The sequence below is a fragment of the Ligilactobacillus agilis DSM 20509 genome, from assembly GCF_001436215.1.
Lineage (GTDB): Bacteria > Bacillota > Bacilli > Lactobacillales > Lactobacillaceae > Ligilactobacillus > Ligilactobacillus agilis.
In genome coordinates, this window is sequence record NZ_AYYP01000009.1 from 48,685 (window position 1) to 59,684 (window position 11,000).

At 43.3% G+C, this 11,000-nt stretch carries 10 protein-coding genes; all 10 read left to right on the top strand.

The genetic code is table 11. The features are described 5' to 3' along the window. Window positions 1–2 precede the first annotated feature (2 nt). The 10 genes from FC14_RS00945 to lysS all read left to right on the top strand — a co-directional run bounded on the left by FC14_RS00945 (window position 3) and on the right by lysS (window position 10,652). Entirely contained in the window at window positions 3–1,598 is a 1,596-nt protein-coding gene (locus tag FC14_RS00945) for a putative polysaccharide biosynthesis protein (RefSeq protein ID WP_056975807.1), read from the top strand. Between the two features lies 1 nt (window position 1,599). Then, complete coding sequence (locus FC14_RS00950; RefSeq protein WP_056975809.1) at window positions 1,600–1,869, top strand: RNA-binding S4 domain-containing protein; 270 nt, start codon at window positions 1,600–1,602, stop codon at window positions 1,867–1,869. Between the two features lie 24 nt (window positions 1,870–1,893). Then, window positions 1,894–2,280, top strand: coding sequence for an FtsB family cell division protein (locus FC14_RS00955; RefSeq protein ID WP_056975811.1), 387 nt, complete (start codon window positions 1,894–1,896; stop codon window positions 2,278–2,280). A gap of 93 nt (window positions 2,281–2,373) precedes the next feature. Further along, window positions 2,374–2,868, top strand: a complete 495-nt coding sequence (locus tag FC14_RS00960) for a S1 domain-containing RNA-binding protein (protein ID WP_056975813.1) — start codon at window positions 2,374–2,376, stop codon at window positions 2,866–2,868. Between the two features lie 57 nt (window positions 2,869–2,925). Further along, window positions 2,926–4,269 (top strand): tRNA lysidine(34) synthetase TilS, encoded by a 1,344-nt coding sequence (gene tilS, locus FC14_RS00965; protein WP_162258653.1) that lies wholly within the window; start codon window positions 2,926–2,928, stop codon window positions 4,267–4,269. A gap of 19 nt (window positions 4,270–4,288) precedes the next feature. Then, window positions 4,289–4,834, top strand: coding sequence for a hypoxanthine phosphoribosyltransferase (gene hpt / locus FC14_RS00970; RefSeq protein ID WP_056975817.1), 546 nt, complete (start codon window positions 4,289–4,291; stop codon window positions 4,832–4,834). A gap of 79 nt (window positions 4,835–4,913) precedes the next feature. Continuing rightward, window positions 4,914–7,040 (top strand): ATP-dependent zinc metalloprotease FtsH, encoded by a 2,127-nt coding sequence (ftsH, locus tag FC14_RS00975; protein WP_056975819.1) that lies wholly within the window; start codon window positions 4,914–4,916, stop codon window positions 7,038–7,040. Between the two features lie 80 nt (window positions 7,041–7,120). Then, entirely contained in the window at window positions 7,121–8,005 is an 885-nt protein-coding gene (hslO, locus tag FC14_RS00980; protein WP_056975821.1) for an Hsp33 family molecular chaperone HslO, read from the top strand. 88 nt (window positions 8,006–8,093) lie between these two features. Further along, window positions 8,094–9,086, top strand: coding sequence for a tRNA dihydrouridine synthase DusB (gene dusB / locus FC14_RS00985; protein WP_056975824.1), 993 nt, complete (start codon window positions 8,094–8,096; stop codon window positions 9,084–9,086). A 78-nt stretch (window positions 9,087–9,164) separates the two neighbouring features. Continuing rightward, window positions 9,165–10,652 carry a lysine--tRNA ligase gene (lysS, locus tag FC14_RS00990; protein WP_050611052.1) on the top strand — a complete coding sequence of 496 codons (1,488 nt, stop codon included), beginning with the start codon at window positions 9,165–9,167 and terminating at the stop codon, window positions 10,650–10,652. Window positions 10,653–11,000: the final 348 nt, after the last annotated feature.

Sequence of the window (11,000 nt, forward strand, 5' to 3'; positions counted from 1 at the left end):
GAATGCAGACAAAAAATGCGACCAAAACCCTCTTAAAGGGGGCGTTGATTTTATCACTGGCTTCGTTAATCGCGAAGATTCTGAGTGCCTTTTACCGGGTACCCTTTGAAAATATTGTTGGCAATACGGGTTTTTATGTTTACCAACAAGTCTACCCCTTATATGGGATTGGAATGACCTTTGCCTTAAGTGGGTTTCCGGTCTTTATCTCTAAGTTAATTGCAGAGCAAGAAGGGCAGCTAGCCAAAGTTAATTTAGCCCGCCGCCTCTTTGTTATCTTGAGTTTTTTTGCTGGGGGAATATTTATTTTTCTCCAACTGACTAGCAGGTTAATTGCCAATTCGATGGGGGATGGGCAGTTAGAGTTGCTGATTAAAAGCGTCAGCTTCATGTTTTTATTCATGCCGCTTTTGGCGGTAGGAAGGGGCTATTATCAAGGGACCTTTAATATGGTTCCTACGGCCATCTCCCAAGTTAGTGAGCAGTTAGTCCGGGTGGCGGTGATTTTGTTAGCCGCCTACCTGTTTACCAAGCGGGGCTGGACCTACTATGAGATGGGGGCCTGGGCGATGGCAGGTGCCACTATCGGGGCCCTTTGTGCTAGCTTAAGCTTTAGCAAATTTTACTTAGGTTCCTTTTTAAGTCAACCATTTGCTACTAGTAAGCTAAGCATGCAGACTTTAATCAGACGTCTGCTAAGCGAAGGGTTGATTATCTGTCTTTTTGCTTCGTTGATGGTGTTATTACAGTTGGTAGATTCATTTACCGTTAAACAGGCCTTAGAAGTCAAGGGTTTTAGCTCAGAGTTAGCCAAGGAAATTAAGGGAACCTACGATCGCTCGCAACCCTTAGTTCAACTAGGAATTGTGGTTGCCGTCAGTTTTTCATCGACCTTACTGCCCTCGCTGACCGAAGCCTTGCAAAAGCGGCATTTAAATGAATTTCGCAAGACAGCCAAGGCGCTATTAAGAATCAGTGTTGGCTTGGGAGCGGCGGCTACGGTGGGGTTGATTGCTTTGATGCCTGAGATTAACACGGTTTTATTTGGGGATGCTAGCTTAAGTAAAACAATCAGTATTTACGTGGTAAGTGTTTTTATGATGACCCTAATTAGTAACTATAATTCGCTATTACAGAGTTTAAACCAATATCAAATGACGGTAATAGCCTTGCTGGCCGCAATTGTGGTAAAAGCTTTAATCAACAGTTATTTAATTGAGCGCCTGGGGATTGCGGGAGCAAGTATAGCGACCGTCCTTGCGTTAATAGTTGCTCAAGCGTTAATTGCTGGCAGCCTGCCTTCCCTCTTAAAGGGGCTGTTAAGTGGTGATAATTACCTCTTAAAACTAGGGCTTGTAACTGGGATTATGGGAGGAGTTGCCGCTGTGGTGGCTAAGGTTGGTACCTTCTTACTTCCTGGTGGGCGGTTGGCCTTGTTGTTAGTAGCTTTGATTAGCGTTGGGATTGGGGTGCTCGTTTTTATTGGACTAGCCTTGTGGTTGAGGTTATTTAGTATTCGTGAATGGCTGGCAATTCCTGGGGGAAAGAAATTGTTACGTTTGACTAATAAATTTACAAATAGAAAGGGTTTAAGTTAAAATGAGACTAGACAAGTTTTTGAAAGTGTCGCGGGTGATTAAGCGGCGGACAGTGGCTAAAGAAATTGCAGATCAAGGTCGAATTTTGATTAATGATAAGGTGGCTAAATCTTCAAGCACTGTCAGTGTAGGTGATGTATTGACCATTAAATTTGGAAACAAAACCAGCAAGATTAAGGTACTAGAGTTAAAGGAAACAACTAAGAAAAATGAAGCTGCCAGCATGTATGAATTAGTCAGCGAGGAATATAAAGAAGATTATCGTCTGTAAATAATGAGATGAGGGATAAGTAAAATGGAGCCCAAAAGAAAGCAGATTAGAGTTTTAAATAATGAATATTTTCAAGCTAAGCAAAAAGAAGCCCGGTTGCAAGCCAAGCGTCAAAAGCGGCAACAGCAACGTAGCCTTTTGCATCTTATCTGCATGGCGACAATGGGGCTGCTATTTACTTATGGCGTAATTAGGGTGGCCCAAGCCTACCTGCAAATTAAGGCGCTTAAGCAAGAAACGGTAGTGGCTAAGCGCGAACTCAAGCGGACGCAGGCTAAAAACGACCGGCTCAAGCGAGAAGTGGAGCAGTTAAAGGATACTGACTACGTGCAAAAGATTATTCGGTCTCAATATTTTTACTCCAAAGATGGTGAAACGATTTACATCTTACCCGATGATGCTAAGGACTAAAAAATTTAGGCTAACGGTAGTTCTTAGTATAATTCTTTAATTGGTCGTGTTATACTGTTTTTGTAGACAATTTTGAGGAGGAAAAACTTTTTTATGTCAGTAGAAGTAGGAACTAAGGTTACTGGAAAAATCTCTGGGATTACTAATTTTGGAGCATTTGTTGATCTAGGAGATAAACAAACCGGATTAGTTCATATTAGTGAGGTTTCTGACGGTTTTGTAAAAGACATTCATGATGTTTTAGCCGTGGGTGATGAGGTACAAGTTAAGATTCTTTCAGTTGGTGATGATGGTAAGATTGCTTTATCAATTAGAAAAGCAATGGCTAAAAAACCAAGTGCAAAGGAACATAAGCCTTATAAGAAGCATGAAGGCGATAATAACAATGGCCGCTTCCACCATGAACATAATCGAAATCGCGATGACAAGCGGCACTCATTTAACAATTCCAAACGTAATAATGATGGTAAGAAAAAAGATTTTGACTCCTTATTAGCTGGCTTCTTAAAGGAAAGTGAAGATCGCCTTACTTCTTTAAAACGTAATACCGAAGGTAAACGTGGTGGTCGTGGTGGCCGCCGTAGTTAAATAGAATTGAAAGGGGAACTGGAGTAATCTGGTTCCTTTTTGATTAGGATGATGATGATGTTAAGAAAATTTCAAGCTCAACTAGCTAAATTAGGCTTGGCTGGGAAAAAGGTACTGGTGGCGGTCTCTACCGGTTGTGATTCGATGGTCTTGCTAGATTTATTGCTCAAAAGTCAAAGACGGTTTAACCTGCAAATATATGTGGCTTACGTGGACCACCAGTTACGCCCGGCAAGCAAAGTTGAAACGGCCTTTATTAAGGACTATTGTCATAAAAGCCAACTTCCTTTAAGAATGTACACTTGGCCCCTAGCCGCGCACCCGGCTAAGGGGGTAGAGGCTGCTGCTAGAAAGATGCGCTATGACTTTTTTAAGCGGGTGATGGCAACCGAGCAGCTAACGACCTTACTGACCGCCCATCATGCAGACGACCAGGCGGAAACCTTTTTGATGAAGCTGATTAGGGGTGGACAACTAGCGCAGTTAACTGCAATCGCGCCTCAGCGTAACTTTGGGGCGGGAAAAGAATTAGTTCGCCCGCTACTAGGATTTACCAAGCAGGAACTGGCAGACTATGCGCAGGCTAATAATTTGACCTACTTTGAAGACGAGACTAACGCTAGCGATGACTACCAACGCAATCGAATCCGCCACCACCTCTTGCCCTTGTTGAAGGCGGAAAACCCGCAAGTCCTAGACCACATCGCAGCTTATCGGACCCAGCTAAGCGATTTGCTGGCATTGGGGGATGAACTAGCGGCCACTAATATTGCCAAGATGAAAGCAGCCGATGGTAGTTATAACCTAAAGGTCTTTCAAACTTACTCGCCCAAGTTACAAGTGCTATGCTTACAGCACTTGCTAATGGAGCAAGGAGTCGAGCTAAGGACCCAGTTGCCAGAAGAGTTGCGGGCCGGCTTACTCGATGACCGAAAGCCTAATTTAAAACTTAAGTTGAATAAGGAGTATTACCTCCTAAAAAGTTATGAGCGGTTTGGTTTTGAAAGTGTTTGCCCCAAAAGTCAAGCGCGTGCGGTGAGTTATAACTTGGAGCTTAATGAGTGGATTGACCTCGGGGCAGCAGGAAAGGTGGGGTTAGTTAGCTTTGAAGATTACCAGGCTAGATCCGGGGATGATTGCCTAGAGCTAAGCGAACTACCCGCGGGTGGCCTAGTTTTACGGCACCGGCTTAGTGGGGATAAATTGGTGACTACACATGGTCGCCAAAAAGTTAAGAAAATAATGATTGATAACAAAGTACCGCTAGCCCAAAGAAAGACCAGCTGGTTGGTGGCTGATCAGGGCCAAAATGTTTATTGGGTTTTAGGTTTAAAAAAATCTGATTTGTCACGGGGCGCTGTAAATGCTAAAATTCAATACATAGTAGTACATAGAAGTTAATTCAGAAAGAGGATGCATTATGAATAACGATATCAAAGAAGTGTTATATAGCCAAGAAGACATCAAGGCTGTCGCAGAAAAGTTGGGGCAAGAAATCACGAAGGATTACGAAGGTAAAAATCCCATCGTAATTTGTGTTTTAAAGGGAGCCATTTTATTTATGGCAGACATTGCCCGTGAAATTAAGACCTACTGTGAATTGGATTTCATGGATGTTTCTAGTTACGGTGATGCGACTGAGTCATCAGGTGAAGTTAAAATTATTAAGGACCTAGATACATCTGTTAAAGACCGTCACGTTTTGATTATTGAAGACATTATTGATACTGGGCGGACTTTGGAAAGATTGGTTGACCTATTAGAACACCGTAATGCTGCTTCTGTTAAGATTTGTACTTTACTTGATAAACCAGAACGCCGGGTAAAAGGGGTTAGTCCTGATTACGTTGGTTTTGAAGTTCCAAATGAATTCGTAGTGGGGTATGGCCTTGATTACATGGGTAAGTACCGTAACCTACCATACGTGGGCATTTTAAAACCAGCAGTTTATGAAAATAATGATTAAGAAGCTGGCTAATTATTGGTTAATAAAAGTCAAATATGCTATGATTACTTACAGTAACTATTAGGTTAGGAGGAAACTTATGAACAATAAGAAAAATGGGCTATTAAGAAATAGTCTATTTTACATCGTGATTTTCCTTGGATTTATGGGGATGCTTTACTACTTCTTTGGTAGTAAGGAAAGCACTAATTCCCAACAAATTCAATCGAGTCAGTTCGTAACTGAGCTGCGCAAAGATAACGTTAAGGATTTCACGATTCAACCTTCTGGCAGTACCTACAAAATCACAGGTACCTATCGCAAAGCTAAGAAGGCTAAGGCACCAGCCGGGTTAGCAGGCTTATCTGCTCCAAGTGCTAAGGTGACTACCTTCACAACAAATGTTTTAACGAATGATACTGTCATTAAGACGATTGAAAATTATGCTGCCAAGAATAACGTTAAAAATAACACCAAAGAAGAAGAATCCAGTAGCGTGTGGATTCAACTGCTAATTTCACTGTTGCCCTTGGTCTTTATCGTAATCTTCTTCTATATTATGATGGGCCAAGCTGGTCAAGGCGGTGGCAATGGTCGGGTGATGAACTTTGGTAAGTCGAAGGCTAAGCCGGTCGACAAGAAGAATAACAAGGTTCGCTTCTCTGACGTTGCTGGTGCCGAAGAAGAAAAGCAAGAGTTAGTGGAAGTCGTTGAATTCTTACGTGATCCACGGAAATTCTTAGCTTTGGGGGCACGGATTCCATCCGGGGTCTTACTTGAAGGCCCTCCCGGAACTGGTAAAACCTTGCTCGCTAAGGCCGTAGCCGGTGAAGCTGGGGTACCGTTCTTCTCAATTTCTGGGTCCGACTTTGTTGAAATGTTCGTCGGGGTCGGGGCCAGCCGGGTTCGTGACTTGTTTGAAAATGCTAAGAAAAACGCGCCATCAATCATCTTTATCGATGAAATTGATGCCGTTGGTCGCCGGCGTGGTAACGGTATGGGGGGCGGTCACGATGAACGTGAACAAACCTTAAACCAAATGCTGGTTGAAATGGACGGGTTCGAAGGCGATGAAGGAGTCATCGTTATGGCTGCTACTAACCGGTCTGATGTCTTGGACCCAGCCTTGCTTCGGCCGGGCCGGTTTGACCGTAAGATTTTAGTTGGTCGTCCTGACGTTAAGGGCAGAGAAGCAATCTTGAAGGTCCACGCTAGAAATAAGCCGTTAGCTGGCGACGTTGATTTGAAGATGATTGCCAAGCAAACGCCTGGTTTTGTGGGGGCTGACTTGGAAAACTTGCTTAACGAAGCGGCCTTACTAGCAGCTCGGCGTGACAAGAAGAAAATTGACGCGTCTGATATCGACGAAGCTGAAGACCGGGTAATTGCTGGGCCAGCTAAGCGCGATCGGGTCATCTCTAAGCAAGAACGCGAAACGGTTGCTTACCACGAAGCTGGGCACACCATCGTTGGCTTAGTCTTAAACGATGCCCGGGTTGTTCACAAGGTAACGATTGTTCCGCGGGGTCGTGCTGGTGGTTACGCAATTATGCTGCCAAAAGAAGACCAAATGCTTCTTTCTAAGAAGAACATGGAAGATCAAATTGCTGGGCTGATGGGGGGCCGTGCTGCAGAAGAAATTATCTTCGGGCAAAAGTCTTCCGGGGCTTCTAACGACTTCCAACAAGCCACTCAGTTAGCCCGGGCAATGGTTACCCAATATGGGATGAGTTCTAAGTTAGGACCGGTTCAATATGAAGGTAGTGCCAACATCATGCCTGGTGAAATGGGTGGAGCCGCCCCTTACTCAGGGCAAACTTCAAATCTGATTGACCAAGAGGTTAAGCGGATTTCTGAAGAAGGGATGCAAAAGGCTAAGGAAATCATCGAAGCACATAGAAAAGAACACAAGATTATTGCACAAGCCTTGTTAGAATACGAAACACTTGATGAAAAGCAAATCTTGAGTTTGTACAAGACTGGTAAGATGCCGGTCAAAGCAAGTGATGAATTTCCAAGTGAAAAGGCTGCGACCTTCGAAGAATCTAAGGAAGCCTTAGAGCGAAAAGAAGCTTTGAAGAAACAAGCTTTAGCCGATAAAGACACAAAGGATACAGCTGAGCTTTATCCAAGTGAAAAGGCTGCTGAAGACGACAGTCTTAAGACGACGGTTTACTATCCTAAGTCAAAGACTAGCGAGTCGGATTCAGAGGATAAACAAAAATAAGAGCTACTAAGTGGGACAGAAAAAGGCAGTCCGTTGATTGCGATTTTCTCGTCTCACTTTTTTTGGAAAGGAAGATCTAAATGACAGATTACATGGTGAAATCATTAGTATATAAAGGGGCATTGCGGGCCTATGCGGTTGATGCAACCGAAGTTGTGCGCGAAGCCCAAAAAAGACATGACACTTGGAGTGCCGCTTCTGCTGCCTTAGGGAGAAGTTTGGTGGGAACGTTGCTTTTAGCCACCGCCTCAATGAAAGGCGACGAAAAGATGACCGTCAAAATTAACGGCAATGGGCCGGTGGGCGGAATCGTGATTGATGCTAATTCAAAGGGGGAAGTCAAAGGCTACCTGCAACACCCACATGTCCACTTGCCTTTAAATCCTAACCATAAAATTGACGTTAAGGGTGCGGTTGGAACGGAGGGGTTCTTAGCTGTGACTAAGGATCTAGGCTTAAAGGAACCTTTCACCGGCCAAGTTCCTTTGATTTCAGGGGAATTGGGTGAAGACTTTACTTATTACCTGGCTAAGTCAGAACAAATTCCTTCGGCAGTCGGCTTGTCTGTTTTTGTTAATGACGATAACAGTATCGAGACCGCAGGTGGGTTTATGATTCAAGTCCTTCCAGGGGCAAGTGATGAAATTTTAACTAAGCTTGAACAACGCTTAGCAAAGCTTCCGCTAGTTTCTGAAATGATGCGGCAAGGTAAGACGCCAGAAGCGATTTTAGAAACCATTTTCCCTGATACCGAAGTTGAATTTTTAGAAAGACAACCCGTAGCCTTTAAGTGTGACTGTTCTAAGGAACGATTTGCGGAAGCTTTGGCTAGCTTGCCCCAAGCGGATATTGACGACATGATTGCTAAGGACCATGGGGCCCAAGCAGTTTGCCATTTTTGTGGGGCTGAGTATGATTACAGCGAAGCCGACTTGAAGCGAATTATGAAAGAAGCCCGGGCATAACGGTTTTCATTTTCAGAAAAAAATGGTATCATGCAACGAGTAAGCAAAAGTCAGACTTAGTAATATTTAGTATGAGGTGAAAATGAAAATGGAATGGAAGATAGGTGACATTGTTATCCCTAACCAGGTAGTAGTTGCACCAATGGCAGGGGTAACCAACGTTGCGTTCCGGTTGATTTGTAAGGAATTTGGCGCTGGCTTAGTGGTATGTGAAATGATTTCCGATAAGGGGATTCAATTTAGAAATAAAAAGACTCTGGGGATGTTATTTGTTGATCCAACTGAACACCCGGTCAGTGTTCAAATTTTTGGGGGCAGCAAGGAAACCTTAGTGGAAGCCGCTAAATTTGTGGCAGAAAATACCAGCACAGACATTATCGACATCAACATGGGTTGTCCTGTGCCTAAGGTAACTAAGACTGATGCCGGGGCTCACTGGCTATTAGACCCTGATAAGGTCTACGAAATGGTTAAGGCTGTAACTTCTAGCATCGATAAGCCGGTTACGGTTAAGATGCGGACCGGTTGGGATGAAGACCATATCTTGGCGGTAGAAAACGCGCTGGCAGCTCAAGAAGGCGGTGCGGCCGCCTTAGCAATGCATGGTCGGACTAGAAAGCAACTTTACAGTGGCCATGCCGACTGGGACTTACTCCACAAGGTGGCTAACAGCCTAACTGAGATTCCGTTCATTGGTAATGGTGATGTCACCACCCCTGAAGAAGCTAAGAAAATGCTTGATGAAGTCGGGGCAGATGCGGTTATGATTGGTCGGGCTGCTTTAGGTAACCCGTGGATTGTAAAACAAACGGTTAACTACTTAGAAAATGGGGAAATTATTGCGGAACCAAGTCCAGCCGAAAAGATTACTGTGGCTAAGGAACACTTACACCGCTTAGTGAAGGTTAAGGGCGAAAAGATGGGGCCAAGGGAATTTAGGTCACAAGCCGCTTACTACCTAAAGGGAATTCCACGCTCAGCCCGGACTAAGGCCGCTTTAAATTCTGCTGAAACCGAAACGGAAATGGTGGAAATTTTTGACAACTTTTTAGCGGACACACTAGCAAGACAAGCACGCTAAAATCTTTATAAGATTAGGCTTTAATTTGTGCTATACTGAAGAATGTATGAAAATTTTGAAAGTGAGGTTAAGCATTCAATGGCAAATCAACAATCCATGAATGACCAATTACGGGTCAGAAGAGAAAAGATGCAAGAATTGCGTGAGCTAGGCATCGATCCTTTTGGACACCGCTTTGAACGTGACCATACTAATGCACAATTACATGAAAAGTTTGGTAACGAATCAAAAGATGAATTAAATGATCAACATATCGAAGTAACAATCGCAGGCCGGATGGTTGCAAAACGGGGTAAGGGTAAAGTTGGTTTTGCCGACTTACAAGACCGGACAGGCCGGATGCAACTTTACATTCGTAAGGATGAAGTTGGCGAAGAAATGTACCACATCTTTAAGCGTTCCGACTTAGGGGACCACTTAGGGATTACTGGGGAAATCATTAAGACTGACATGGGGGAATTAACCGTTAAAGTATCTAAGTTAACTTTCCTTTCTAAGGCCTTACGTCCACTACCAGACAAATTCCACGGGCTCCAAAACGTTGAACAAATTTACCGCCAACGCTACTTAGACTTAATTACTAACCGCGAAAGTTACCAACGCTTCGTTAACCGGAGTAAAATTGTTTCTGCGGTGCGGTCTTATTTAGATGGCCAAGGTTTCTTAGAAGTTGAAACCCCAGTTTTACATAACCAAGCTGGTGGTGCAGCTGCCCGGCCATTTATTACCCACCACAATGCCTTAGATATTCAACTTTACCTACGAATTGCGCTAGAGTTACACCTCAAGCGTTTAATTGTCGGGGGGATGGAACGGGTTTATGAAATTGGGCGGGTTTTCCGGAATGAAGGGATTGACACTAAGCACAACCCTGAATTTACGATGCTAGAAACCTATGCTGCCTACTTCGATTTCAAGGATGTTATGGATGAAACGGAAGGCATCTTTAAGGCGGCCGCTAAGGTTGTAACTACTGATGGTAAGATTAACTACCAAGGGACAGAAGTCGACTTCAACAAGGAATTCAAGCGGGTCCACATGGTTGATTTGATTAAGGAAAAGACCGGGGTAGATTTCTGGCAAGAAATGACCCTTGAAGAAGCCCGTAAACTAGCCGATGAACATAAGGTACACTATGAATCATACTGGCAAGTTGGACATATCATCAATGAATTCTTTGAACAATTCTGCGAAGATACGATTGTTGACCCAACCTTTGTTTACGGCCACCCAGTAGAAATTTCACCTTTGGCTAAGAAGAATGCTGATGACCCTCGCTTTACAGACCGGTTTGAACTCTTTATTTTAGGTAATGAGTATGCTAATGCCTTTACTGAATTAAATGACCCAATTGATCAACGGCAACGCTTCGAAGCGCAAGTGGCTGAACGTCAGGCTGGTAATGATGAAGCCGAAGGAATCGATGAAGATTACATTGAAGCGATGGAATATGGGATGCCTCCAACTGGTGGGCTTGGTATCGGAATTGACCGCCTAGTAATGTTATTAACTGACGCACCGTCAATTCGTGACGTCCTCTTATTCCCTACTTTGCGTCCAGAATAAAGGTTAACTAAATAAAGCTAAATGAGCACGTTGTAGCACTAACTACGACGTGCTTATTTTTTGTGGAAAATAATTCAAAAAAGTATTGACGATAAAATATTAGCTTGGTATACTATAAAAGTTGTCGCCGTTAAGTACGGTGGTAACAAAATAAAAAACTTGTTGACACTAATTAATAAGTTTGGTATTATGTAAAAGTTGCTGTTAGTCAGTTACTTCTTAAGTTAATAAAAAATAATTCTTGACATTAAGAGTTATTTGAGCTAGACTAAAGTAGTTGCTGATAAGCAACTTGAGTAGATCTTTGAAAACTGAACAAAGTTTTAGACAAACCAAATGTGTAGGGTC